At 47.4% G+C, this 24,557-nt stretch carries 24 protein-coding genes and 3 pseudogenes; 21 read left to right on the forward strand and 6 right to left on the reverse strand.

Annotation, left to right across the window (positions count from 1 at the left end; all coding sequences use genetic code 11):
• Positions 1-1,342 precede the first annotated feature (1,342 nt).
• From MTP36_RS02095 to MTP36_RS02130, 8 genes and pseudogenes are all read left to right on the forward strand, one after another.
• Positions 1,343-5,269 (forward strand): annotated as a pseudogene (locus MTP36_RS02095) (SNF2-related protein); the annotation flags it as partial.
• A 610-nt stretch (positions 5,270-5,879) separates the two neighbouring features.
• Positions 5,880-7,574: a group II intron reverse transcriptase/maturase gene (ltrA, locus tag MTP36_RS02100; protein ID WP_249253152.1), complete on the forward strand. Its 1,695-nt coding sequence runs from the start codon at positions 5,880-5,882 to the stop codon at positions 7,572-7,574.
• Between the two features lie 82 nt (positions 7,575-7,656).
• A pseudogene (locus tag MTP36_RS02105) lies at positions 7,657-8,532 on the forward strand (helicase); the annotation flags it as partial.
• Positions 8,529-8,861: a plasmid mobilization protein gene (locus MTP36_RS02110; RefSeq protein ID WP_098923451.1), complete on the forward strand. Its 333-nt coding sequence runs from the start codon at positions 8,529-8,531 to the stop codon at positions 8,859-8,861. The pseudogene MTP36_RS02105 and the gene MTP36_RS02110, both read left to right, overlap by 4 nt.
• A 151-nt stretch (positions 8,862-9,012) precedes the next feature.
• A complete protein-coding gene (locus MTP36_RS02115; RefSeq protein ID WP_098923450.1) occupies positions 9,013-9,318 on the forward strand; it encodes a hypothetical protein in 306 nt (101 codons plus the stop codon).
• A gap of 16 nt (positions 9,319-9,334) precedes the next feature.
• Positions 9,335-9,604, forward strand: coding sequence for a protein BART-1 (locus MTP36_RS02120; protein WP_098923449.1), 270 nt, complete (start codon positions 9,335-9,337; stop codon positions 9,602-9,604).
• 59 nt (positions 9,605-9,663) lie between these two features.
• Complete coding sequence (locus MTP36_RS02125) at positions 9,664-11,130, forward strand: relaxase/mobilization nuclease domain-containing protein (RefSeq protein ID WP_098923448.1); 1,467 nt, start codon at positions 9,664-9,666, stop codon at positions 11,128-11,130.
• Between the two features lie 378 nt (positions 11,131-11,508).
• Positions 11,509-12,750, forward strand: a complete 1,242-nt coding sequence (locus tag MTP36_RS02130) for an HAD-IC family P-type ATPase (RefSeq protein ID WP_330595360.1) — start codon at positions 11,509-11,511, stop codon at positions 12,748-12,750.
• On the opposite strand, the gene MTP36_RS02135 is transcribed toward MTP36_RS02130, so the two are convergent.
• The 4 genes from MTP36_RS02135 to MTP36_RS02150 form a co-directional block, all read right to left on the reverse strand.
• Positions 12,650-13,090 carry an RNA polymerase sigma factor gene (locus tag MTP36_RS02135; RefSeq protein WP_002569188.1) on the reverse strand — a complete coding sequence of 147 codons (441 nt, stop codon included), beginning with the start codon at positions 13,088-13,090 and terminating at the stop codon, positions 12,650-12,652. The genes MTP36_RS02130 and MTP36_RS02135 overlap by 101 nt on opposite strands.
• A 101-nt stretch (positions 13,091-13,191) precedes the next feature.
• Positions 13,192-13,377: a hypothetical protein gene (locus MTP36_RS02140; protein ID WP_009243795.1), complete on the reverse strand. Its 186-nt coding sequence runs from the start codon at positions 13,375-13,377 to the stop codon at positions 13,192-13,194.
• A 250-nt stretch (positions 13,378-13,627) separates the two neighbouring features.
• A complete protein-coding gene (gene rlmN, locus MTP36_RS02145; protein ID WP_002569187.1) occupies positions 13,628-14,617 on the reverse strand; it encodes a 23S rRNA (adenine(2503)-C(2))-methyltransferase RlmN in 990 nt (329 codons plus the stop codon).
• A 23-nt stretch (positions 14,618-14,640) separates the two neighbouring features.
• A complete protein-coding gene (locus MTP36_RS02150; protein WP_002588768.1) occupies positions 14,641-14,820 on the reverse strand; it encodes a cysteine-rich KTR domain-containing protein in 180 nt (59 codons plus the stop codon).
• A 384-nt stretch (positions 14,821-15,204) separates the two neighbouring features.
• On the opposite strand from MTP36_RS02150, the pseudogene MTP36_RS15995 reads away from it, so the two are divergent.
• The 7 genes and pseudogenes from MTP36_RS15995 to MTP36_RS02180 all read left to right on the forward strand — a co-directional run.
• Positions 15,205-15,555 (forward strand): annotated as a pseudogene (locus MTP36_RS15995) (helix-turn-helix domain-containing protein); the annotation flags it as partial.
• Positions 15,556-16,737 carry a DUF4368 domain-containing protein gene (locus MTP36_RS02155; RefSeq protein ID WP_330595362.1) on the forward strand — a complete coding sequence of 394 codons (1,182 nt, stop codon included), beginning with the start codon at positions 15,556-15,558 and terminating at the stop codon, positions 16,735-16,737.
• Between the two features lie 9 nt (positions 16,738-16,746).
• On the forward strand, positions 16,747-16,926 hold the full coding sequence (locus tag MTP36_RS02160; protein WP_098923446.1) for a hypothetical protein: 180 nt from the start codon (positions 16,747-16,749) through the stop codon (positions 16,924-16,926).
• A gap of 216 nt (positions 16,927-17,142) precedes the next feature.
• Positions 17,143-17,487, forward strand: a complete 345-nt coding sequence (locus MTP36_RS16015; RefSeq protein WP_198403161.1) for a hypothetical protein — start codon at positions 17,143-17,145, stop codon at positions 17,485-17,487.
• 128 nt (positions 17,488-17,615) lie between these two features.
• Complete coding sequence (locus tag MTP36_RS02170; RefSeq protein ID WP_098923445.1) at positions 17,616-17,882, forward strand: hypothetical protein; 267 nt, start codon at positions 17,616-17,618, stop codon at positions 17,880-17,882.
• Between the two features lie 346 nt (positions 17,883-18,228).
• Positions 18,229-18,657, forward strand: coding sequence for an MmcQ/YjbR family DNA-binding protein (locus MTP36_RS02175; protein WP_098923443.1), 429 nt, complete (start codon positions 18,229-18,231; stop codon positions 18,655-18,657).
• A complete protein-coding gene (locus MTP36_RS02180; protein WP_098923442.1) occupies positions 18,626-19,060 on the forward strand; it encodes a hypothetical protein in 435 nt (144 codons plus the stop codon). The genes MTP36_RS02175 and MTP36_RS02180 overlap by 32 nt, the downstream gene beginning before the upstream one ends.
• A 68-nt stretch (positions 19,061-19,128) precedes the next feature.
• On the opposite strand, the gene MTP36_RS02185 is transcribed toward MTP36_RS02180, so the two are convergent.
• Positions 19,129-19,641: an ImmA/IrrE family metallo-endopeptidase gene (locus MTP36_RS02185; RefSeq protein WP_330595359.1), complete on the reverse strand. Its 513-nt coding sequence runs from the start codon at positions 19,639-19,641 to the stop codon at positions 19,129-19,131.
• Positions 19,642-19,686: 45 nt separating this feature from the next.
• On the reverse strand, positions 19,687-20,103 hold the full coding sequence (locus MTP36_RS02190; protein WP_002576372.1) for a helix-turn-helix domain-containing protein: 417 nt from the start codon (positions 20,101-20,103) through the stop codon (positions 19,687-19,689).
• A 201-nt stretch (positions 20,104-20,304) separates the two neighbouring features.
• Here MTP36_RS02190 and MTP36_RS02195 point away from each other — a divergent pair, with 201 nt between their 5' ends.
• The 6 genes from MTP36_RS02195 (at position 20,305) to MTP36_RS02220 (ending at position 24,499) form a co-directional block, all read left to right on the forward strand.
• Positions 20,305-21,540 carry a DNA polymerase Y family protein gene (locus tag MTP36_RS02195; protein ID WP_144166856.1) on the forward strand — a complete coding sequence of 412 codons (1,236 nt, stop codon included), beginning with the start codon at positions 20,305-20,307 and terminating at the stop codon, positions 21,538-21,540.
• Between the two features lie 81 nt (positions 21,541-21,621).
• Positions 21,622-21,882: a hypothetical protein gene (locus tag MTP36_RS02200; RefSeq protein WP_013274265.1), complete on the forward strand. Its 261-nt coding sequence runs from the start codon at positions 21,622-21,624 to the stop codon at positions 21,880-21,882.
• Positions 21,879-22,610, forward strand: coding sequence for an ImmA/IrrE family metallo-endopeptidase (locus MTP36_RS02205; RefSeq protein WP_144166857.1), 732 nt, complete (start codon positions 21,879-21,881; stop codon positions 22,608-22,610). Before MTP36_RS02200 ends, MTP36_RS02205 begins: the two co-directional genes overlap by 4 nt.
• A gap of 474 nt (positions 22,611-23,084) precedes the next feature.
• Entirely contained in the window at positions 23,085-23,366 is a 282-nt protein-coding gene (locus MTP36_RS02210; protein ID WP_173892819.1) for a helix-turn-helix domain-containing protein, read from the forward strand.
• Between the two features lie 472 nt (positions 23,367-23,838).
• Positions 23,839-24,261, forward strand: coding sequence for a type II toxin-antitoxin system PemK/MazF family toxin (locus MTP36_RS02215; RefSeq protein ID WP_013274262.1), 423 nt, complete (start codon positions 23,839-23,841; stop codon positions 24,259-24,261).
• A complete protein-coding gene (locus tag MTP36_RS02220) occupies positions 24,251-24,499 on the forward strand; it encodes a DNA-binding protein (protein WP_202883026.1) in 249 nt (82 codons plus the stop codon). Before MTP36_RS02215 ends, MTP36_RS02220 begins: the two co-directional genes overlap by 11 nt.
• Positions 24,500-24,557: the final 58 nt, after the last annotated feature.

The following is a 24,557-nucleotide window of genomic DNA, read 5'->3' on the forward strand; positions in this document are numbered from 1 at the left end:
GGATGAAATCGACCGGATGCTGCGGACAGGCTCTAACTTTGAAGGCGGAAAAATCCGTATTTATGCACTGTATCAGCAGCAAGGGGATGCGAAAGAACGAGCGGCATTTTTGAAAGCGGAATATGGTCTCGGTGGTCACAGCTATACCTTTATGGATGGCAGTCGTGGTTTTGCCGATTATAACGGGAAAGGCATTCTGCTTCGCAATTATGGCCATGACCGGGAAGTGCGCCTCACGTGGGCAGCGGTGGATAAGCGGTTAGACCGGCTTGTGGAAAATGATCAGTACCTGAGTGCTCTGGAAATGGAAGAGTATCGGAAGCTGGAGCGGGAATACGGCGCGCCGCTTCCTATGCCGACTGCCGCGCATGTATTTCCGCCAACGCCACCGGAACGCTATGATACCGGAAATGAGCATGTGGACAATATGCTGAATACGGCTGCGGATGTCTATGCCAGGAGTGAACTGGCAGCACCCCAGCGGTTTACCGTGATGGAGACAGACGATGGCTATGCGGTTTGGGATGATATTCAGGACGGCATTCATGTGGAGCCAGATGGTGTCAGTGAGGAATTTACCAGCGAATGGGAGGCAGAGACTTACCGTCAGCAGCTGATTGAAAAAGTCCAGGAACGGGAAGCCAAAGACTGGCTCTATGTTGAGCAGAGCAAACAGGATTTGCAGCAGGACATTCCATTCCCGGATGTGGAATCCGAAGAAGCACCGGAATCGGCTCACGCAGAGACAGATCCTCTGGTGCTGGAAATGGAGGAACACGCCAGAGAACTTGCCAGAGAGTCAAGCTATGCACCGGATGAACGATTTGTTGTCACGATGACCGGCGAGAACTTCCCGGATTCTAAGGATGCGTTTGCCATCTGGGATTATGTCAAAGAAGAGTATTACGGATATTCGGACGGAAAAGTGCAGACATTTGCCGATTATGTGAGTGCGTCAGAGGCGTTGCAGGAGATTCGCGGCAGGAATATGGAGGCTGAAAAAGAGCCTGCAACTGTGCAGCCAGAACCGGCAGCTCGGGTGCAGCCGGATTATCGTGTCGGCGATACGCTGTATCTGGACGGAAAGGCATTTACGATTGAAAAAGTCGGGCTTTTTGATGTGGAGCTTCGGGACCCGGATTCCGTGTATCCGATCTTCCGCTCGGAAAGCAAGGAGAATCTGGCAAGACTTTTGGAGCATGAGGAAAATGTTCACCTGCATAATCTGGTGGTTGATCTGAATCCCGGCAGAGAAAAGCAAAGTGAGGAACAAAAATCGGTAATTCCAGAGACAGCGCCGGAGAACACTCATGCAGAAAACTATCGTATCAACAGCTTTCATCTTGGCGAAGGCAGTCCCAAACAGAAATTCCGTGCCAACATGGATGCTATCTACACGCTGAAAACCTTAGAAAACCAGCACAGGGATGCGACACCGGAAGAACAGGAAACACTGGCCAATTATGTCGGCTGGGGCGGGCTGGCAGATGCCTTTGACGCAGAGAAAGCTGCCTGGACAGGCGAATATAAGGAACTGAAAGCAGCTCTTACGGAAGAAGAATATGCCGCAGCCAGGGCTTCGACTCTGAATGCGCACTACACCAGTCCTACCGTGATCCGTGCAATCTATGAAGCGTTGGACGGTATGGGATTTGAGAAAGGCAATATTATGGAACCGTCGATGGGTGTCGGCAACTTCTTCGGTATGCTGCCGGATTCCATGCTGGGAAGCAGACTGTATGGTGTGGAACTGGATTCCATCACAGGGCGTATTGCGCAGAAGCTGTATCCGCAGGCAGAAATCAAGGTGGCAGGTTTTGAAACCACCGACCGCCGCGATTTCTATGATCTGGCCGTGGGCAATGTGCCATTTGGCAACTACCGTGTCAGCGATAAACCCTATGATAAGCTCGGTTTTTCTATCCACAACTATTTCTTTGCCAAGGCATTGGATCAGGTTCGTCCCGGTGGCATCGTGGCCTTTGTTACCAGCCGCTATACGATGGATTCCAAGAATCCGGACGCACGAAAGTATCTGGCGCAGCGGGCAGAACTGCTGGGAGCCATCCGACTTCCCAATAACGCATTCCGTGCCAATGCCGGTACAGATGTAGTGTCGGATATCATTTTCCTGCAAAAGAGAGACCATCCCATTGATATCGAACCGGATTGGGTGCATCTGGGGCTGACATCGGAGGGCATAACCCTCAACAACTACTTCGTGGATCATCCGGAAATGGTGCTGGGCGAGATTACAACGGAAAGTACCCAGTACGGCAAGGAAGAATGTACGGTCATTCCGATTCCGGATGCGGATCTGGGAGACCAGCTGCATGAGGCTGTGCAGCACATCGGCGGTCATTATGAAGCACAGGAGCTGGCACCGGAGGAAGAACTGTCCTTGCAGGGCGAAACCATTCCAGCAGACCCCAATGTAAAGAACTTCTCCTATGCAGTGGTGGATGGGGATGTCTACTTCCGTGAGAACAGCATCATGCGAAAGGCTGACCTTTCTGCGACAGCCACCGGCAGAATTAAGGGCATGGTGGAGCTTCGCACCATTGTGCAGGAACTGATCGACTATCAGCTGAACGATTATCCGGAGGACGCGATTGCCCAGAAACAGCGGGAACTGAATGTAGCCTATGACCGATTCGCCGATCAGTATGGGCTTATCAACTCCCGTGCAAATGCGCAGGCTTTTTCAGAAGATTCGTCTTATTATCTGCTCTGCTCTCTGGAAAATGTAGATGAAAACGGCAGGCTGGAATCCAAGGCGGATATGTTCACCAAACGGACGATTCGACCGGAACGGGCTGTTACCAGCGTAGATACTCCGGCAGAGGCTCTGGCAATCTCCATCGGAGAGCGCGGCAAAGTGGATTTGCCCTATATGTCGGAGCTTTTAGGTACACCGGGAGAATTTGAAAAAATCCAGCAGGAACTGCATGGTGTCATTTTCAAAGACCCGATGACGCAGGGCGGCGAGGAAACCGGCTGGGTGACGGCTGATGAATATCTGTCCGGCAATGTCCGGGAAAAACTCCGCGTAGCAGAACTGGCTGCGGCTTCTGACCCTGCCTTTGCGGTAAACACGGAATATTTGAAGAAAGCACAGCCGAAAGACCTGGATGCGTCGGAGATTGATGTGCGCCTTGGTGCCACATGGGTCAATCGGGATTATATCCAGCAGTTTATGGAAGAAACCTTTGAACCGCCGTTCTATCTGCGCAGAAATATTGAAGTGAAATTCTCTCCCATGACGGCAGAATGGCAAATTACCGGCAAGAGTACACCGAGCCGGAATGATGTTCATGCCTATATGACCTACGGCACCAGCCGTGCCAATGCCTACCGAATTCTGGAGGATACGCTGAATCTGCGGGATATTCGTATTTACGATACCGTGGAGGATGCAGACGGCAAGCAGAAGCGGGTTCTGAATAAAAAGGAGACCACCCTCGCCCAGCAGAAACAGCAGGCCATTAAGGATGCGTTCCAGAACTGGGTGTGGAAAGACCCTTATCGCCGCGCGGAACTTGTGGAAAAGTATAACGAGCTGTTCAACAGCACTCGTCCCCGTGAGTATGATGGTTCTCATATCCGCTTTGGCGGCATGAATCCGGAAATCCGGCTGCGGGAACACCAGCAGAATGCCATTGCTCATGTGCTGTACGGCGGCAATACGCTGCTGGCCCACGAAGTGGGTGCCGGTAAGACTTTCGAGATGGCCGCTTCTGCTATGGAGGCAAAACGGCTGGGACTGTGCCAGAAATCCATGTTTGTCGTTCCGAATCATTTGACCCTTCAGTGGGCAAACGAGTTTCTGCGTCTGTATCCGAGTGCAAAATTGCTGGTGGCAAGCAAAAAGGACTTTGAAACTGCCCGCAGAAAGAAGTTCTGCGCACGAATTGCTACTGGTGATTACGATGCAGTCATCATCGGGCATTCCCAGTTTGAGAAAATTCCGGTGTCCGCAGAACGGCAGGAGCGGATTTTGACTGCCCAGATTGATGAAATCGAAAACGCCATTGCTGAGATGAAATCCCAGAATGGCGAACGTTTTTCCATTAAACAGATGGAAAAGACCCGGAAAGGATTGGAGGCGAGATTGGAGAAACTCCGGGCAACCGACCGAAAGGACGATGTGATTACCTTTGAGCAGCTGGGCGTAGACCGGCTGTTCGTAGACGAGGCGCACGCGTTCAAGAACCTGTTCCTCTACACAAAAATGCGCAATGTCGCAGGTTTGTCCACTTCGGAAGCGCAGAAATCTTCGGATATGTTTATGAAGTGCCAGTATATGGACGAGTTGACAGGCGGGCGCGGCATCATCTTTGCGACCGGCACCCCGGTCAGCAACAGCATGACGGAGCTTTACACCATGATGCGGTATCTCCAATACGGCACATTACAGCAGAAAGGACTGACCCATTTCGACAGTTGGGCTTCTACCTTTGGTGAGACCACCACGGCTATCGAGCTGGCACCGGAAGGAACCGGATATCGGGCAAGAACAAGATTTGCAAAGTTCTTCAACCTGCCGGAGCTGATGAACATGTTCAAGGAAGTGGCGGATATCAAGACTTCCGATCAGCTGCATCTGCCGGTGCCGGAGGCAAGGTTTGAAACTGTGGTAGTGCAACCTTCGGAGCATCAGCAGGCGATGGTAGCAGAGCTTTCGGAACGGGCGGCGGCTGTGCATTCCGGTGTGGTAGACCCATCTGTCGATAACATGCTGAAAATCACATCGGACGGCAGAAAGCTGGGACTGGATCAGCGGCTGATGAATCCGCTTCTGCCGGATGACCCCAACAGCAAGCTCAACGCCTGTGTGCGGAATGTGCTTCGGATTTATGAAGAAGGACAGTCGGATAAGCTGACCCAGCTGCTGTTCTGCGACCTCAGCACACCGAAGAACGATGGAACCTTCAATGTCTATGAGGATATCCGCGCTAAACTCATCCAGTCCGGTGTACCGGAGGAAGAAATCGCATTTATCCATGATGCTGATACCGAGGCGAAAAAGAAGGATTTGTTTGCCAAAGTCCGTACCGGGCAGGTTCGAGTGTTGTTAGGTTCGACACAGAAGATGGGCGCAGGCACAAACGTGCAGGATAGGCTGGTGGCCGTGCATCATCTGGATGTGGGCTGGCGGCCTGCGGACATGACCCAGCGAAATGGACGTATCATCCGTCAGGGAAACAGAAACAAAGAAGTGCAGGTTTATCAGTATGTGACGGAAGGAACCTTTGATGCCTACCTCTATGTGCGACACGAAGTCGCTTAATTCAACTGTCTGGCAACGACCGGACCTGTTATTCCATTAGCAGTAGTCTACTGTCAACAAAGCGGCTGGTAACGGCTGTGAGGAAGCGTGACAGGACAAGGGTAGCCCCACCCGAAAGGGTTCAAGCTGAAACTGCGAGGTGAAAGCGATAAGCTGCAAGCAACAATGCGGTTGGGGAGCCTGACTTGTATGGTATGGTTAATGTAACGTGAATCACTGATAAACGTCGTTAAGGCCGAACAGGCTAAAGTTGCTGACAAGCCTGAACCAAAATGGTAATGCAGCTGGTTATTCCCCTGTATAGTGGGAATACATGGACACAAAGCTGCCGGCGGAGAAGTGAGACCTAACCCATACTGTTGAATAAGCGGAACGTGGTAAGCCCGTATTTCTCCGAGCAATCGGACGGAAACCGTAAGGAGACTTTATGAAATGCGGGTAGAAGAAAGATGGAAAAAGCGAATGCCGACCCTGTAATGGGGACGGATAGAGGTTGCAACATTACCTCATGCGAAAGCAGGCAGACTTCCATCCATGGTCTTTCTTTACGAGAGAATTTACAGAACTTTTCAAAATGGAGGAATTGCAAATGAACGAGAAATCGTGTGCACCGACTTGCAAAGTGGAAGATTGGGCCAGCATCGACTGGAACAAGGCTCGCGCTTATGTTAAAAAGCTGCAAATGCGTATCGTAAAGGCTCAACAAGAAGGTCATTACAGCAAAGTGAAAACGCTGCAATGGCTGTTAACTCACTCGTTTTACGCCAAAGCCTTGGCAGTGAAGCGAGTAACAAGCAATCGTGGTAAAAATACGGCTGGGGTTGACCATGAACTGTGGCTGACCCCAGAGGCAAAATTCAAGGCAATCAATAAACTGAAACGGCGAGGATACCGTCCTCAGCCTCTGAAACGTGTTTATATTCCGAAGAAAAACGGCAAACTGCGGCCATTGAGTATTCCGACAATGACAGACCGAGCCATGCAGACTTTGTACATGTTTGCACTGGAACCGCTTGCTGAAACCTACGGTGACCCGAACTCCTATGGATTCCGAATCGGCAGAAGTACGCACGATGCAATCGAGCAGTGCTTTACCGACCTGAACAAAGGAAAATCACCCGAATGGATTCTCGAAGGTGACATCAAGGGATGCTTCGACCATATCAGCCACGAATGGCTCATGGAAAACATTCCGATGGACACACAGGTTTTACAGAAATGGCTAAAGTGTGGATTTGTCGATACGAAACAGCTGTTCCCCACCGAAGAGGGTACGCCGCAGGGCGGGACTATCTCGCCCACTCTGATGAATATGACACTGGATGGGCTGGAACGGCTCTTAAAGGAACGACTGCCGACCAAACAGTACTTCAATGGGAAAACTCACTTTAATAAGATGAACTTTGTGCGCTATGCTGACGACTTTATCGTAACCGGAGAAAGCCCGGAATTTCTGCGCGAAGAAGTCCTTCCTATTATTAGAGAGTTTATGGCTGAACGTGGATTGCAGTTGTCCGAAGAAAAGACGGTTATCACCCACATCGAAGATGGATTTGACTTCTTGGGCAAGAATATTCGAAAATACAACGGAAAACTCCTTATCAAACCCTCGAAGCAATCGGTCAGTTCTCTGCTGAAAAAGGTGCGCGAAATCGTCAAGAGCAACAAATCGGCAAAGCAGGATTCCCTGATTCGCCAGCTCAACCCGGTTATCCGTGGCTGGGTCAATAACCAGCGATTTGTTGTGTCCGCTGAAGCATTCAGCAAAATCGACTATCAGATTTATAATTGTCTCTGGCAATGGGCAAAGCGCAGGCACAAGAAAAAGAGCAGACGGTGGATTGCCAAGAAATATTGGCACTGCATCGGCTCTCGGAACTGGACTTTTGCCGCAGAAGAACGCTCCAAGAAGAGAAACAAAGAGCTTTCCTATTTTGCCCTCGAATATGCAACGGACACCAAAATCATCCGCTTTAAGAAAATCGTTGCCGAAGCAAATCCGTTCGATGCGCGGTGGAATGGTTATTATGAAGAGCGTGATGGTGAGAAAATGCTGAACAGCACCAACGGACGCGAAAAGCTCTTGAAAGTATGGAGAAATCAGCACCGCTGCTGCCCTGTGTGTGGAGAACCGATAACTTCTGACACAGGTTTCAAGGTTCACAAGGTGTTCCGACATGGAAAGTCACCATGGCTGGAAATGGTGCATCCCGAATGCCATACCGTATTGCACAAAAACGATGCTTGTTTTGTTGCGCCGGGTTCCCTAACGGGAACTTTCTGAAAGGCTTGAGCCGTATGAGGGGAAACTCTCACGTACGGTTCTTAGGGGAGGGGCTGGCAGTAATGCCATCCTCTTACCCGATCAGACACTGGAGAATAAGCAGAAGTTTATCAGTCAGATCATGACCAGCAAAGCTCCGGTTCGTTCCTGTGATGATGTGGATGAGCAGGCACTTTCCTATGCGGAGATTAAGGCACTTTGCGCAGGAGACCCGCAGATCAAGGAAAAAATGGACTTGGATGTAGATGTTGCAAGGCTGAAAGTATTGAAGGCAGACCATCAGAGCCAGCAGTACCGATTGGAAGATAAGCTGATGAAATATTTCCCTGCGGAGATTGAGAAAACGCAAGGGTTCATCAAGGGCTTTCAGTCGGATATCCGGATGGTGGCGGCACATCCGCTGCCGGAAGAAGGGTTCTGCGGTATGGAGGTGAATGGCACACGATTTACTGAAAAGGCAGAGGCCGGTGAAGCAATCCTTGCGGTCTGTAAAGCCAATCGGAGTTTGGAGCCGGTGCCGCTTGGCAGCTATCGAGGCTTCAAGATGGAGCTGGCATTTGACAGCTTCCAGAAAGAGTATCAGGTGCTGCTGAAAAGCGAGATGACTCACCGGGTACCCATCGGCACCAGTGCTGCGGGCAATATCCAGCGTCTGGACAATGCTCTTGCCGGGATTCCAGCAAGGATGGAAAAGGCGGAACAGCAGCTGGACAATCTTAGGAGCCAGCAGGAAGCAGCGCAGGCCGAGCTTGGAAAGCCGTTTCCCCAGGAGGCAGAACTGGCTGAAAAGTGTGCAAGACTGGCAGAACTGGATGCACTGCTGAATATGGATGACCGTGGAAATGATGATCCTAATCGTGAGGAAACAACGGAAAAACCGTCTGTTCTGGCCGAGCTGCGTGACCGTGCTGGGCGCATTCCGCCGATGACACATCGGGATGAGGAGGTGGCACTATGAGTGTTCGGGAACACTGGATCAATGTCCGGGTAAACCCGGAAGAGCTGGCGAGGATTCGGGAAAAGCAAAAGGAATTGGGGATTCGAAATACCGGTGCCTATATGAGAAAAATGGCGATGGACGGGTACTGCGTGAATCTTGATTTGTCGGATGTGGCGCAGGTATCCACTCTTCTTCGCCGATGCAGCAACAACCTGAACCAGTACGCAAAACGCGCCAATGAATCCGGAAGCATCTATGCGGAGGATATCCGGGATTTGCAGAAGCGAATGGATGAACTCTGGGAGATGCAGAAGCTGATCCTGAAGAGGCTTTCGGCTATTCGCTGACGGCGCAAACGTGCGGGATTTCTACAGCACATGGCACAGATGAAACTGTCTGTGCCGTTACATATTTTTTGGCCTACCTGTTGACATCGTGGTGTTTGGCAAGCAGGTACGATAAAATGAAGATGAAAAGAAAAACGAAGGGGTGAAATCCATGAAGATCGTATGTTTTTTGTTGAAGCTGGTGCTGAAAATCCTGTTACTGCCGGTTGCGTTTCTGCTGCGATTTCTATGCTTTATCTGGAATCTGCTGATGCAGCTATCCCTGTGGGTGCTTTCGCCGGTTATGCTGTTCGTTCTTGGCTGCGGCATCTATTCGGTGGTTCGGGCGAGCTGGACGGATGTGTTCCTGCTGACCCTGATTGAGATGGGGCTGTTCGCAGCTGCGGTTGGTGCGAGCGGCATCATGGAACTGATGGAACGGCTGTGCGAGTGTGTAGAGGATGTTTTGACAATTTAAGTTCAGGAGGGATTAGATGGATATTCAGTTTATGAAAGATTATTATGATTTGCGGTACGAGGAAACAGATGGAGAGAATCATTTTGTGGATGAGGCAGCTTATCAGGAAAAACAGTCTGAGCATTCAAAGATGGAAGACCAACTGATGGAAATGGTGGGTGGCACCGAACCTAATGTGTGGAAGCTGTACGAAAGCATCATGTGTGTCTATTTCGATATGGAAGAGATCATCAAGCAGGCCGTTTATTTGCAGGGGGCTTATGACCGGGAACGGATGCTAAAATGAGAATAGTGAATTGGTAAGAGCTGCCTTCGGGTAGCTCTTTTCAGATGGGGGAATAAGGAATGGCGGCTACAAGACTAATTGCGCTGCATATCAATAAAGGAAAGACGGTAGCACAGTGTCTGGCTGACCGTACTGATTATTCTGAGAATGCAGCAAAGACGGAAGATGGAAAATACATCAGCGCGTATGCCTGTGACGCAAAGACCTGTGATGAAGAATTTTTGCTTTCCAAACGGCAGTATGAGCATATCACGGGAAGAACCCAGGCACATGATGTGATTGCATATCAGATTCGGCAGTCCTTTAAGCCCGGAGAAATCACGCCGGAGGAGGCGAACAAGGTTGGGTATGAGACGGCCATGCGATTCACCAAGGGAAAACACGCCTTTATCGTGGCTACCCATGTTGATCGCGCGCACATCCATAACCATATTATTTTTAATTCGACTACATTAGACTGCACCAGAAAATTCCGAGATTTTCGTCTGTCCGGTCTTGCGCTGGCAAGGCTCAGCGATATCGTCTGCCTGGAACACCGGTTGTCGGTCATTATCCGGAAGCCCTATGGAGAGCGGCAGAAGAGAACGGAATATCCGGAGAAAAAATCGCAGCGGGATGAAATCTGTGAGGCCATTGATGCGGCATTGGAAAGAAAACCGAAAGACTTCCGGGAACTGATTGGTTTTTTGCAGGAAGCAGGGTACGAGTATAAAGATGGAAAACAGCCTGCCCTGCGGGGGAAAGGCCATGCCAGATTTGCTCGTTTTCGCTCTCTTGGCAAAGGATATTCGCTTGAAGAACTCTGCGAAGTGATTGCCGGAAATGCGGTTCACAAAAGTAAATTTGCAGAGAAAACCCGCACAAGCGCACGGTCGGCGCAGGTGCATCAGAGGACGGAGCTGTCGTTCCTTATTGATGTCCGTGCCAAAATGCAGGCGGGCAAAGGCGGGGGATATGCGCGTTGGGCGAAAGTCTTTAATCTGAAGCAAATGGCAAAAGCTATGATGTTCATGGAAGAGCATGGAATCAAGAGCTATGCAGAGCTGAAGGAAAAGTCAGATGGAGTTTCTGAGAAATGCGATGCGCTGCTGGAATCTGTAAAGGCAGATGAGGCGCGGATGTCGGAAGTGTCGGTGCTGCGGAAGCATCTAATCAATTATGCTAAGACAAAAGATGTTTTTGCTGCGTATAAGGCATCCGGCTACAATCGAGAGTTCTATGAAGCCCACCGGGATGCGCTGGCCCTACGCAGTGCAGCAAAAAAGGCATTTGATGCCTATAAGAAAGAGAACGGATTTGATAAAAAACTCCCGCGTATTAGCGAGCTGAACACAGAATATGCAATGCTTCTGGAACGAAAGAAAAGCTCTTATGCAGAGTACCGTAAGACCAAATCGGAAATGCAGGATTGGCTTGTGGCACAGAAGATTGTGCAGGAAATCCTGAAAGAGGATGACCAGAAAAAAGAACAGCTGCATGAGCAGGAAGTGCGGCAGGAAGAAGAAAATAGACAAAGCAGTCGATGATGGAATGTCCGGTGCAGTGTGGGTGTAATGCTCATGCTGCACCGGGCTTTTTTCTTTGGCAGGAACTGCCGTTAAAGCATCCGAAACGGATGCGCAGCCCGATGCCGCAGGCAGCGTTTTATGGGGATTGGGGAATTTCCCCAACAAGCAGAAAATCGCTTTCGTGTCACGAAAGCCCTGCTTGCAGAAGAGTGGTATTTGTGAGAAGTCACCATCAACTCTAATACCGTGAACACAGATATGTATAAAACGATAAGACGGAAATCGATGATTTTCCTAATTGCAAGAAAAAAGCAAGAATATAGGCATGGTACTTTTGCAGAACAATGTTAAAATAGTATTATCTGTATTGCATTGCTAAAGGAGGGGGACTGTCCCGTGTCAAAAACAACACTGATTGACAGTCGTATCAGAAAATACGCTTACCGTGAGATATCACAAATATACCAAGATATTGGAGCATCACCGGATGGCCTGTCTCATGAACAGGTCGAGGCGATGAGGGAAAAATACGGTGCGAACAGCTTTACGGAGCGAAAGAATGATACGATGATACGCCGGTTGCGGCGGGCTTTTATCAATCCGTTCAATATAATTCTCTTTATCCTGGGTATTATTTCGTTGGTGACAGACGTTTTTCTCGTCTCAAACTTCGCCAGAAATGCCACTACTGCCATCATTATCTTTTCCATGATCCTAATTAGTGGTGCAATCCGTCTGATTCAGGAACTCCGAGCAAAGAATGCGGCGCAGCAGCTTAATCGGCTGATTCATGAAAGTATCACTGTAAGACGAGAAGGAGAACTCATCGAGATCTCTGCGGAAAAGCTGGTGGTGGGCGATATTGTCCTGCTCTCTGCGGGGGATCGTGTTCCGGCGGATATCCGGCTGACAGAGGTCACCGACCTGTTCATCTCACAGGCAGCCATAACGGGCGAAAGCGCCATTTTGGAAAAGAGCTGCCGCGCCCTCAGTTACAGCAGCTTGGAAACGCTGACCCAGCTTGAAAATCTTGCTTTCATGGCAACAACAGTCATCAGCGGTAAAGGCGAGGGTATTGTGCTGGCGGTCGGAAAGGACACACTCTACGGCAGCTTTGCAAAACCTGATTCTGATGATAAAAAATCCTTTCAAAAGGGTGCCAATTCCATCGCCTGGGTCATGCTCCGCTTTATTGCGGTGCTGATTCCCATTGTATTCGCGCTTCTCGGTGTCACAGGTGGGAAATGGCTGGAATCCTTTGCTTTTGCGCTGTCGGTGGCTGTAGGACTGATGCCGGAGATGCTGCCTATGGTTATTACCGCTTGCCTTGCAAGGGGCAGTCTTACCATGAGCCGCAAGCAGACCATCATCAAAGACATCAATGCCATGCAGGGATTTGGCAGCATGGATGTGCTTTGCATGGACAAGACTGGAACGTTGACCAATGAAAGTATCCTGCTGGAATATTATATGGACGTGCTCGGCAATGAAAGCAGCGAGGTAAGGAACAAGGGCATTTTCCGGGTAGCCGGGTTCGTTACCATTCGTCCCATTCATCAGCATTTTCCTCCAGATATTTTCTTAATTTCTCAAAAGAGCTTGTCCGCCTGTACTGTATCGTGCTTCTCGACGTGTTGAACAGCTCCGCAATCTCGGTATCGTTCATTCCCTCGAAGTAATACAGCAATATGGCTTTGCGCTTTTCTTCCGGCAAAGTACGGATTGCTTCAAGAAGCAGCTTTGGCGTGATTTTCTTCCCGGCTTTCTCAAAGACGGTTTCGGCGGCTTCACGTTTGAAATATTCATCAAACGTATGAAGCTGCCGCGCTTCGTCTAAGGTCATGTCGGAAAAGGTCACTTCCTTTGCCTTGTGTCTGCGAAGTTCTCTATGGGTGTCGCAAGCTTCATTGTGCAATACCGTATTACAAAACTTCTGAAAAGCACACTGTTTGTAAAACTCCCTGCTATTAGGTTCCACATTCTCACCTCCTTTCTCGTTGGAAAGTTGGTGGTGCTTCCCCCCTTTTCGCGGGGCAATACGGCGTTTTTCAAAAACGCCGAAGATTTTTTGAAATTTCTTCAAAAATTTTTTGAACGTACAAAATGCGCCCGTCCGAAAAGCCCGGACGGGCGCATAGGCATTGTAAGCAGTATCCAGATGATTAGACAGTTCATATATATAAGCGTAGTTTCCCCCGGTGGTGGGCGGGCTTTTTTTGATAAGTCAATAACTGTCGGATTTTGTCGATATGCTTTTTGCTTCATGGCGGCTACCTCCTTTAGCCGCCGATTTCAACAGTGATACCGCGTCATTTCATTAGAAGATAAAAAGAAACGGCGGCTTTGATTTTTCAAAGCTGCTGCGGAAATCAAAGAACGACAAGCAACAGTTCTGATTTTGCTCCAATATGGTTATTAGGGGCACAAATTAAAATCAAAAAAGAGCCGATAACAGCAGTATTTCAAACTGCATATTATCGGCTCTGCGTCTGTGCGTCTGGCTCTTTTAATTAAATTATTTCTGTTGTTTTTTGGCTTTATTATATGTATTAGCTAACTGTCCACAAGCTGCTTTAATCTCTCTACCATGAGAAACTCTCATGGTAACTTCAAGTCCTGTTTGCTCTAATTGATGTTTGAACGCAACCATTTCTTGTTTTTGTGGTGCTCTAATTTTTGAATTACTCGTCGGGTTGTATTGCAGCACGTTAATCATAACATTTTTGCCCTTAAACCATTTTGCAAGTTGCCTTATATCTGAGGAACGGTCATTTATACCTGGTAAAAGCAAATACGCAAATACCACTTTTCGATTATGCCTTTGAGAATAGGACAATGCTTGCTTAACAACATCTTCAATAGCGTACATGTGCATATGAGGAATGATACAGTTTCTCGCAGCCTGTGTTGCTGCATGTAAAGATATTGTCAACTGAATTTTTAGATGTTCTTCGCGCAATTTTTTTAATTGATTAACTGGACCAACTGTTGATACGGTAATGCCGTCGGTTGGAAAGTTAAGTCCATTTCTATCTCGAAGAATATGGATTGCTGCAATCAAGTTGTCGTAATTGAATAAAGGTTCTCCCATTCCCATAAAAACGATACGATTTACTTTTTGACGTATCAATACAACCTGCTGCACAATTTCAGACGGTGTTAGATTACGAACAAAACCATTGCGTCCGGACTCACAAAAAATACAGCCAACAGAACAACCAACTTGCGTACTTACGCAAACAGTCCCACCATCTCGCCGTTTAATAAAAACCGTTTCAATATACCTGTTATCTTTCAATTCATAAACATACTTTTCAGTATCGCTACTTTTATAGACTTTTTTTGTTGATATTGATAGATTTTCTTTGTGAAATGGCTGTTTATACAATTCCGTATATAAGGCTCTTGCTTTATCCTCTCCAATTACTTCCGACATTTCTTTGTAAGTAAATCCGTATGGGTCATTCAATATTTCCGTAGGTGTACTTTTAGGTAAGTGTTTCATTTAAATATCCTTCCTTTTCAAAATTAAAAAGTTTGTTTTTCAGAGTTTTTGATTATGATTTCTAGTTTTTCAACATCAACGATATGCGTTAATTTACATTTAGGGCAGAAAAGAGGAAAATTTCTTAATACCGTATTATAAAATACTTGAACCCTCGTCTTTCCGTTACAAATTGGACATTTTATCCAATATTTTTCAAGCATAATATTTCTCCTTTTGCGCAAAAAAATGCAGGTCAATTCTCAACATGAGCATTGACCTGCATTTATACATATAATACTACAACAAAATTAAGGCATAGTTTTTATACTATGTCTATACGTCGTTAGTTTTGTTGTATAGCATACGCAAAATAAGCATGACAAAAAAGCCCATATTGAAAATGGGAAAAATCTTTTTTGATTTCAATGCTTATCGAATACGCATGCTATGTAACATAAACATTCCCCCCCTTTTATATAATATTATATACAAAAGCAGCTTGTTGTCAACATATATATATATGAATTATTTTGGCTAACTGATAGAACTACGTAGACATATCCAAGAAGAAAGGGGAACAGTAAAATGTAATAGGGTGAATAACTATGGCAAAAAGACCAGTACCACGATACGACTTTAAGGCTTTTGGGGCAGCGATAAAGGCAGCGCGTGAGGGATGCAAGGAGAGCCGCAAGAAAGTAGGCGACGAAATGTTTATCTCGCCGCGCTACCTTGCGAACATTGAGAACAAGGGGCAGCACCCAAGTTTACAGATATTCTTTGAGCTGATACAGCGTTACCATATATCCGTAGACCAATTCCTTTTAGAAACGCCGCCGGAGAAGAACACGCAGCGGCGGCAGCTTGACGCGCTTCTTGACGGTATGAGCGATACAGGCATACGGATTGTAACCGCAAGCAAGAAACGCCCCTCTAAGCTGCCCGAAGAATGGGAAGTGATACCAGACACCCATGAGGGGATAGTCACGCAGGAGGAATTTGACACCGTACAGCAGCTTATGACGAGCCGCAGGCGGGAGCAGAACGCAGGGGGATTTGAGAATATCTTTTCGGGCGTTATCAAGTGTGCGGACTGCGGCTATGCGATGCGGGCGGCGAGTGCCAACAGGAGGAAACGCCCCGACATCATCGACTGCGTACAATACACCTGCAATAATTATGGCAGATATGGCAATGTTATGTGTACCGCACACAGCATTGAAGCGAGGGACTTATTCAATGCCGTCCTTGCCGACATCAACCGCTTTGCGGATATGGCGGTCAATGATGAAAAGGCGGTCAGAGCCATAGAAAGGCGGCTCACGGAAACAGACCAGAGCAGGGCGAAATCATTAGAGAAAGAAAAGAAGAAGCTGAACAAACGCCTTGCGGAGCTTGACAGGCTGTTTTCCTCTCTCTATGAGGACAAGGTAATGGAGCGTATCACGGAGCGGAATTTTGAGATGATGTCGGGGAAATACCAGAAAGAGCAGCTTGAAATTGAAGCACGGCTGAAAGAGGTAACGGAAACGCTCAATGACAGCTATGAGAAATCGCAGGGCGTGAGGGACTTTCTATCCCTAATCCGCAACTATCAGGGGCTGAAAGAGTTGGACGCAACCATCATAAACGCACTCATAGACAAGATACTTGTTTCGGAACGTGAGAAACTTGCGGACGGGACAGTAAGGCAGGAAATCAAGATTTACTATAAATTCATCGGCTTTGTCGGTGAATTACATATCACACCCACAAAGCGGTGGACGGCGTTAAAGCCTAAAAATTGTACGGTGTGCGGTGTTGAATACGTCCCCAGCTCTGGAATATCAAAGTATTGTCCCGCTTGTGCTAAGAGGATACAGAGGGAGAAATCAAACGAGAGCAAACGCAGGAGTAGGGAGAGGAACCGAAGGGCATGTATTGAACTGTCCGCAAAAAATGACCGACTGACCTTGCTCACCATGACTGGAATCACGGTTCTAACCATTATTCCCTTTACAGCCTTTGGAACGATGTTGGGATTTGTCGCTCTGCCTGTAACATACTTTGCTTATCTGATTCCCTGCATCCTGCTGTATATGGTGCTGGCAACCAGCTTGAAAAAAGCCTATGTCCGTCACTATGGCGAACTGCTCTAAGGAGGTGTAATGATGAATTGGAAGGAAATTTGGATGACTCTTTTCGGAACCACCGAATGGCTGGGTCTTAATATCGGCTTTTGGGTATCCATGGCCGCAGTTGCACTGATTGTGATTGTGATGAATGTTATATTCTGGTCTATAGGATCTAGAACAGATACAAAAGAAACGGTGACAAATAGGAGCTAGAACGAACATCCCATAAGAAGTCCTTTGCTGTCGTGGGTAATTATACAATAATGTTTTCCGTAATATTTTCTGCGAAGGCAGGGTATACAAAATCGAAAATTCTTGTCTTGATCAAGTACAATAATTAAGCAATTCCACAATAATGTTACTCTGCTGATACAGCCAGTCCGTAAACTCTTTCGGGCTGGCTGTTTTTTCTTTTACCGCCCTTTTCCTTTGCAGCGCTTCTTTTTTGAACGCTTCAAAGGCCGTCCGCATTTCTTCCAGCCGGGCGGCGGGAAATCTCGCTGTCTTTTTCGCCCGGTTGATTTTGTTGCGCCAGTTCTGGCACTCGTTTTTGTAGAGCAGGTCGTAGCTGTTTTCCCTTGCCCTCTCGTCAAACTCCCGCTTGTTTTGCAGCGCCTGCTTCTTCCGGCACTGATCGCTGCACAGCTCATACCGCTGGCTCTTAGCAAGGAAGATGCGCCCGCAGACCTTGCACTTTTGGAAGCACAGCCCCCAGTCGTTGAGCCGGTTCAGGTAATAGGTAATCAGCGGATAAAAGGCAGCATAGCCCTATAATCACAGCAGCCACCGATTAACTATCGGTGGCTGCTTGCATCTGTTCAAGAAACATGGAGTGTGATATTATTATATTGGGTCAAAGCAGGAGGTAATCTGGACTGAACTCCAGAGAGGAAGTCGCAAAGATGGATGTAGATATAAACGCGATTGTAGAGAGAATTCAAGATGCAAGTGAACTGTCTTATAATTACTATAAGCCGCTTGTAGATAGAATTATTGCAGAAAACGCATCCGAAGGGGAAGTGGAACATCTGTTGGATTACATGCTTGATGTATGCTGTGATGATAGAATGCTGAATCTGTTCAAGAAGGTTTGCAGACGATATTATAGTCTTTATCCGGAAATGATTGCATCTGAGATACTGGCATATAAGGAATGGTATGAGGATTGAATGATTTTTGTCTTAAATCAAAGGATGGGGTGGTTGCTGAGTGTATAGAAAATGGACAAAGAATGATATAGAAGCATCCAAAGCACGTTTCCGTAGGCTTTATGCAAAATCGCCGATTGAGTACCGGTTTCTCTGTGGTCACGATATTCAGAGCGAAGATGACGAGGATGCATTGGATTACTACATGATTGGGGTATGGCTGGTTCAGCATAGGAAATATTCTGACTGGTCGAAAGAGAAATCGTTTGATTTGGCAGACATTCTTGAATTTATGCGAGTGTACAGGATAAGTATCCCGCGATATATCAAGCGTACAAGATTTTATCGTAAAAAATTAACTTAAGAGATGACACGACAAGAATTATTTACATGGATACGCCTGCGGTACGGCACAGAGCCGGAATACCCCTGGCATGACTGGAATGCTGTGCTGCGGCACAACGACAATAATAAATGGTATGGTGTAGTCCTGGAAGTATCGGCTGATAAGTTGGGACTGCCGGAGGCAGGCATCATTGATGTCCTTAATGTGAAAAGCGATCCGCTGCTGATTGGCTCTCTTCGCGGGCAGGACGGCTATTTTCCGGCCTATCACATGAACAAGGAAAAATGGTTCAGTATTCAGCTCGGCAAACCGGAGCTGGATGATGCTATCAAAGATCTGCTTTCTTTGAGCTATGAGCTGACAGCACCGAAAAAGCGCAACTTAAAGTCATCAGGAAAAAATCAGGGAGATTCCTCAAATGGCAAAGAAAAAGAAATTGACGAAGGCTGAGCGAAAGGAAGCACGCCTCCGAAAAGGCAAGCAGTGGCTGCTCACCTATACCGGCTCACCGAAAAAGATGAACAAGCATTACCGCGAACGCTTTCATGTGGATGCTGTGACTGCCGCTAAAGATTTGCAGGAGCTTGGAGTCAATTATACACAGGAGCAGCTTGACCAGATTAAACAGGCTGAAGAACAGCGACTTCGGCAGCGGAGAATGGAGCGGGAAGCTAAAGAACGGGAACGGCTGGGAGAACTGTATGAGGACTGCGATGGTCGTTTTGCTTTTATCGCTGGATATACAGATGGCGGCGCACCGTATGGTGTGATGTGGGAAGAAGTCGGCATTGATCCGGGACTGCCGTTTGAGGAAAAAGTGAAGCTCTATCACATGCAGATGTTAGGCTTATAATTGTGCAAGCACCGCCTGCACAATTTGCAACAAAAAAGAGGAGCCGGTCCAGGCTCCTCAAAGATACGTTATTTCAAAAAGTTGCTTTTATGTTCCAGCGCGTGCAGATTATATCCAAGTGTGGCCAGGTGCGCCACCTTCAGCGCAACCAGATTGATGTCGGTGGACATCGCACTGGCGATCTGCTCGGCTGTGTATCCATATTCATAGATGTAGCGAAGGACTTCATCGCTGTCCATCAGGATTTCTGCTGCTACGATGTTGGCTTCATATTCCGGTTTGGATTTCATGTCATAGAGCATGAACTCATGAATCGGGGTAGTTTTCGCCATATTCCGGTGAAGCTGGTCATGCCCTAATTCATGTGCGCACACGATGCGCAGCATATTTTCATCCAGACTGTTATTCAGGAAAATAAAGCGATTTCGTTTAATCACCCGGTACATTCCCTTCAGGGAGCCGAAATTTTCGCAACGCATGACATTGATACCAAGCTGCCTTGCAATTTCAAAAGGGTCTCTGGAACCGCAGCGTTTTACCAGTTTCTCACCGACCCGTGAAAGCTGTTCCGCATTCATCATACCACCTCCAGTTTACAGTATAGCGAAAAGTGTGTACGATAAATATCACTGATCGGATTTTTTACGCCTCGTTTTCGGGGCGTATTTTTTATTGTTCTCTTTGGCAATCCAATAGGCATCGGTCAGAGCTTTATAGGCTCCTTCGATGGCATCTTCGCTTAATTCGCCGCCAGCGAACATACCGGTCACTTCGCTGACCAGTTCTTCAATATCTTTCGCTGCTTTTGCGCCGCCTTTTTCGTGAGCTTCTACGACATAGGTGCCGCTGCTTCCCAGCAGGTACTCAGTAGTAGTATTCAGCGCATCCGCAATCTTCTGGATCGTAACCATATTGGATGGTTTGCGGCTGCCAAGCTCATAATTCTGAATTGTGCGGGCGGTTACACCGGCCTTCTCTGCAAGTTCTACCTGAGTTAAATTGGCTTCTGTTCTTTTTTCTTTCAACCTTTCTTTGAAGACCATAGAAATACCTCTTTCTTTTTTGATAACGAACACGAACACTTTTTCATAAAAATCTATTGACACGAAAAACTGTGCTTGCTATAATGACGATGAAAACACGAAATACAATTCGTGTAATTATAGTATCACAAGAAATGCTGTGTGTCAATGTGTTCGTGAAAAGTTGTTCGTGCTTTCACGAACGGAGAGGAGGAATACGGGATGCAAAGGGTGATTCTTCATTGTGATATGAATAATTTCTATGCCTCTGTCGAGTGTATGCTGAACCCGGAACTGAAGAACAAGCCGGTGGCAGTGTGCGGTTCTGTGGAGGAACGGCATGGCATCGTACTTGCGAAGAACTATGCAGCAAAGGCGTTTGGCGTTTCCACGGGAGAGGCAATCTGGCAAGCAAAGCAGAAGTGCCAGGATCTTGTGATCGTGGAGCCGCACTATGAGCAATATATGAAGTTTTCAAAGCTGGCTCGTGAAATATACGGTCGCTATACCGATCAGATCGAGCCGTATGGGATGGACGAATGCTGGCTGGATGTGACCGGAAGCGGCTGTATGGGAACCGGATTTGAAATCGCAGATGAGATTCGTAGAACGGTTAAGTTTGAACTGGGACTTACGATTTCCGCAGGAGTGAGCTTCAATAAGATTTTTGCCAAGCTTGGGTCGGATATGAAAAAGCCGGATGCGATTACCTGCATCGAAGCAGATTCATTCCGGGAGAAGATTTGGTGTCATCCTGCCTCTGACTTGCTTGGAGTCGGCAGAGCGACCGAGAAGGTTCTATCCAGTTATGGGATTCATACCATTGGAGAACTCGCTGCAACATCGGATGATTTCCTGAAATGCCGCCTTGGGAAGAATGGACTGGTGATTAAGAAATATGCCAATGGACTGGATGATTCACCGGTTATGCGTTCCGATTATGTCTCCCCGGTAAAAAGCATTGGGCACGGGATAACAACCATGCAGGATTTGGATAATAACGCCGAAGTCTGGTGTGTCATGCTGGAGCTGGTGCAGGAGATTGGAACCAAGCTGCGAACACATAAGAAGAAAGCGGGCGGAATGGCGATTTCCATCCGCAACAACGAGCTTTACACGAAAGAGTGGCAGTGCCGGATTAGCATTCCGACACAAAGCCTCACCTATCTGGCGAAAACCGCATTTGCTTTGTTTGCTAAGAATTATCAATGGGAGCATCCGATTCGTTCAGTGACGGTTCGGGCAATCAACCTGTTTGAAGAGGATTGTCCGATACAATACGACCTATTCACTGATATGAAATCATTGGATCGCCAGGAACGGCTGGACGCAGCGATTGAGCAGATTCGATTACGATTCGGGAAAGATGCGATTAAAAATGGGGTACTTTTTCAGCGAAGCAAGATGCCGACAGAGCGAAAAGTGGATTTGGTTATGCCGACAGGAATGATTGGTTAATACAGCACCGGCAGAATCTGGTGAGTTCTTTGCTAAAAGAAGTCAACACATTCGCCGGTTTACAGAGGAGGAGCGTAGAATATGTCGGAACAGAAATGTAGAAAAGTATATGTACCTGTGAATTTGGATGTGGATGCAGAGGGGAATATCCGCCCGCGCCTGATTCGCTGGATTGACGGACGGGTGTATGAGATCGACCGATTGAAACATAAGTGTCGGGCTGCTTCCACGAAGGTAGGAGGCTGCGGAATCCGCTATACGGTCATGATCGGTGGGCATGAGAGTTTCCTGTACAACGAAGATGAAAAGTGGTTCGTTGAAGCAAAGGAGCCGTGCCTATGATCCTTTCACAGAAAAACATAGAAGAAATCGCTGTTGCAGTGATAAGAGATTTTCAAAAGTCCTTTTTCGGCAGCGAAGCAGATGATCCGGCGAGATTCGCGCTTCCGACACCCATTGACCAGTTTGCATCCGATTATCTGAACCTGAAGGTGTCATTTCAAAAGTTGTCCGCGGACGGAAGCATCTATGGTCTGACCGCGTATGTGGATACAGAATATCAGATAGAGGTTGATGGAAGTCAGAGGAGCATCTTCCTGAAAACCAATGATGTGGTTCTGGATAAGAGCTTCATTGAACCGGAGAATATTCGGAAACTCTGCGGAAAACGCAGGTTTACGCTGGCACATGAGTGCGCCCACCAGATACTGTTTCAGCTGGATGCCGATGACCGAAAGATAGCCTGCCATAAGAGACCGGAAGTGCGAGGAAATGGCTCCCGCGTTCTGAGAACGCAGGAGGATTGGAACGAATGGCAGGCCAATGCGCTGGGAGCTGCTATTCTGATGCCTCAGTCAGAGGTGGATCGGGCGATGTGGTTCATTAACAGCAGAAAGCCTCTGACTTGTTATGGATGGCATTTTTATGACAAAGACCAGGTGAAGATAGATACTTTCTGTAGTGTCTTTGGCGTTTCGAGATCGGCAGCTGCTATCCGCTTGGAACAACTGGGCTATTTGAACCGGAAAAAGGATTATGAATATCGTGATCCATTGGAGGTGTGGCCATGAGCAGGAATATCAGAGTATCGGAACCATCTGCGGAAATGCAGATTAAAATCATCCGGGCAAAGGATGCGATTGCTTCGCAAAGGCCCAGGATTGTCAGGTGCCCTTATTGCCGACACAATTCAATCATCGTCTTTGAGGATACCAGAGGACATGTGCAGACCAAATGCAAGGCCTGCGGACGCGAGACCGTCTTCAATGTTTTGGAGATGAGAAGATTACGGAGATTGCAGCTCTACTATTCGTCTTTGAATGGTTGAGATGACAATAAATAACCCTATTAACACAATTTTATAAGTCATAGCTGTGCTGTGGAGCCGCTGACAGGCGAAGTCTTCCGAATGCCGCATGAGACAGAATTATGGGATACCCATGTTCTGTTTTATCGGCACAGGATTTTTTCTTCACCGTCATGCGGCTCTTTTTTTGACCTTCCATCGATCCGGTTCTGTACCGGCTGTGCGGAAGGAGAAAAGTATGTATTACGATCAGCATGTGTGTGGAGCAAGAATTCAGGAATTGCGCAAATCAAAAGGGTATACGCAGGAGGCCCTGGCTGAGGCGATTGATATTGATGCAAAACGCATTTCCAAAATTGAGCGCGGAGTAATATCGGCATCTTATAATGACATGATTCTGTTTTCGGAATTCTTTGGAGTAACGCTGGATTATCTGATCATTGGCAAGAGACAGGATGTGGATGCGTTGAAAAAGAGAGTGCAGGATGCCATTACGCAGCTTCAGGAAGCACTGATATGAACTCGCAAAATTAGGTGGGCAAAGTCGCAGTTTCCGGCGTGTTATGTAAAACCGCATTCTTTTATACTTACTTTACAGCTAAGGCAACAAGGCTGATGAACTATGAAAATTGAATACTCATTCTCCAAGTACATTACTGACAGAACGAGCCTTCGACTGCACGCCATGATGCCCAACAGGGGCGAAGCGGAATCGCAGCAGCAAATGTCGGATTGCAACCGACGGTGGTGTAAAAGCCTGTCAGGGACAATGATACTTCCGTAATTCGCGGTCCGGCCATAAAGAAGGCGGGATGGTTAAATTCCAATGGAGCAGTGAAGCACACTGCCGCTTGTGAGAAATCCCCGATCTCTGGGGTACCAAGAAAAAGTACAGAGAAACCATATTTTAAGAAAAGCTGTCAGAATAAAGCAGTTGTATTATTTTCTGTCAGCTTTTATCCATAGATGATTATGGGATTGGAGGCAACCAGATGAAAGAAAACTGGGTTTACCGGCGAGGAGATATTTACCTTGCCAATCTTGGTGTTCCGATAGGATCAAAGCAGGGCGGTGTTCGTCCGGTAGTGGTTCTTCAGAACGATGTCGGCAACTTTTATTCGCCGACGATTACGGTTGCTCCTCTGACAACGAAGATTCAAAAGAAAAGAAGCCAGCCAACACATTATTTCCTTCGGAAGGCAAAAGGGCTGGCAAGATCTTCGATGGTATTGGCGGAGCAGCTTGATACATGTGATAAGACCTGTGTGATTCGGTATCTCGGCAAGGTAAGTAAGGGACAGATGCGCGGAATTGATGAAGCTGTGAAAGTGCAGCTTGGATATTATATTCCGGAACAGGCGGAGAAAAAAAGACAAGGCAAATGCCGAAAGGAAGTGAATTTTGATGGTGGATAAATTGATTAAGCGTAAAGACGCCGCTGAGATGTTGGGGATTAGCCTGGATACCTTGGATCATGCAAGAATGGAAGGGCTGATCACTTATGTTCAGTATGTTGAGAATGGCTGTGTTTATTTTACTGAAGTTGGACTTCAGGAGTATATTGCAAGGTCTACACATCGTGCAAGGCCGAAGGATAACAATCCGACTTTCCGAAAGAAGAGAACAGCCAGGAGCGAAATTCGACATCGTTGAGTATTGGCAGGTTATTCGCAATAATGAATATATCAGCTAAAAGTTTGGAGGTGTCGAA

It is taken from the genome of Faecalibacterium sp. I4-1-79 (assembly GCF_023347235.1).
Taxonomy (GTDB): Bacteria; Bacillota; Clostridia; order Oscillospirales; family Ruminococcaceae; genus Faecalibacterium; species Faecalibacterium tardum.

Coding starts and splice junctions, on each gene's coding strand:
- ltrA (WP_249253152.1), top strand. CDS start 5,880: ATGAACGAGAAATCGTGTGCACCGACTTGCAAAGTGGAAGATTGGGCC.
- MTP36_RS02110 (WP_098923451.1), top strand. CDS start 8,529: ATGAGTGTTCGGGAACACTGGATCAATGTCCGGGTAAACCCGGAAGAG.
- MTP36_RS02115 (WP_098923450.1), top strand. CDS start 9,013: ATGAAGATCGTATGTTTTTTGTTGAAGCTGGTGCTGAAAATCCTGTTA.
- MTP36_RS02120 (WP_098923449.1), top strand. CDS start 9,335: ATGGATATTCAGTTTATGAAAGATTATTATGATTTGCGGTACGAGGAA.
- MTP36_RS02125 (WP_098923448.1), top strand. CDS start 9,664: ATGGCGGCTACAAGACTAATTGCGCTGCATATCAATAAAGGAAAGACG.
- MTP36_RS02140 (WP_009243795.1), bottom strand. CDS start 13,377: ATGAAGCAAAAAGCATATCGACAAAATCCGACAGTTATTGACTTATCA.
- rlmN (WP_002569187.1), bottom strand. CDS start 14,617: ATGAAACACTTACCTAAAAGTACACCTACGGAAATATTGAATGACCCA.
- MTP36_RS02150 (WP_002588768.1), bottom strand. CDS start 14,820: ATGCTTGAAAAATATTGGATAAAATGTCCAATTTGTAACGGAAAGACG.
- MTP36_RS02160 (WP_098923446.1), top strand. CDS start 16,747: ATGATGAATTGGAAGGAAATTTGGATGACTCTTTTCGGAACCACCGAA.
- MTP36_RS02170 (WP_098923445.1), top strand. CDS start 17,616: ATGGATGTAGATATAAACGCGATTGTAGAGAGAATTCAAGATGCAAGT.
- MTP36_RS02175 (WP_098923443.1), top strand. CDS start 18,229: ATGACACGACAAGAATTATTTACATGGATACGCCTGCGGTACGGCACA.
- MTP36_RS02180 (WP_098923442.1), top strand. CDS start 18,626: ATGGCAAAGAAAAAGAAATTGACGAAGGCTGAGCGAAAGGAAGCACGC.
- MTP36_RS02185 (WP_330595359.1), bottom strand. CDS start 19,641: ATGATGAATGCGGAACAGCTTTCACGGGTCGGTGAGAAACTGGTAAAA.
- MTP36_RS02190 (WP_002576372.1), bottom strand. CDS start 20,103: ATGGTCTTCAAAGAAAGGTTGAAAGAAAAAAGAACAGAAGCCAATTTA.
- MTP36_RS02195 (WP_144166856.1), top strand. CDS start 20,305: ATGCAAAGGGTGATTCTTCATTGTGATATGAATAATTTCTATGCCTCT.
- MTP36_RS02200 (WP_013274265.1), top strand. CDS start 21,622: ATGTCGGAACAGAAATGTAGAAAAGTATATGTACCTGTGAATTTGGAT.
- MTP36_RS02205 (WP_144166857.1), top strand. CDS start 21,879: ATGATCCTTTCACAGAAAAACATAGAAGAAATCGCTGTTGCAGTGATA.
- MTP36_RS02210 (WP_173892819.1), top strand. CDS start 23,085: ATGTATTACGATCAGCATGTGTGTGGAGCAAGAATTCAGGAATTGCGC.
- MTP36_RS02215 (WP_013274262.1), top strand. CDS start 23,839: ATGAAAGAAAACTGGGTTTACCGGCGAGGAGATATTTACCTTGCCAAT.
- MTP36_RS02220 (WP_202883026.1), top strand. CDS start 24,251: ATGGTGGATAAATTGATTAAGCGTAAAGACGCCGCTGAGATGTTGGGG.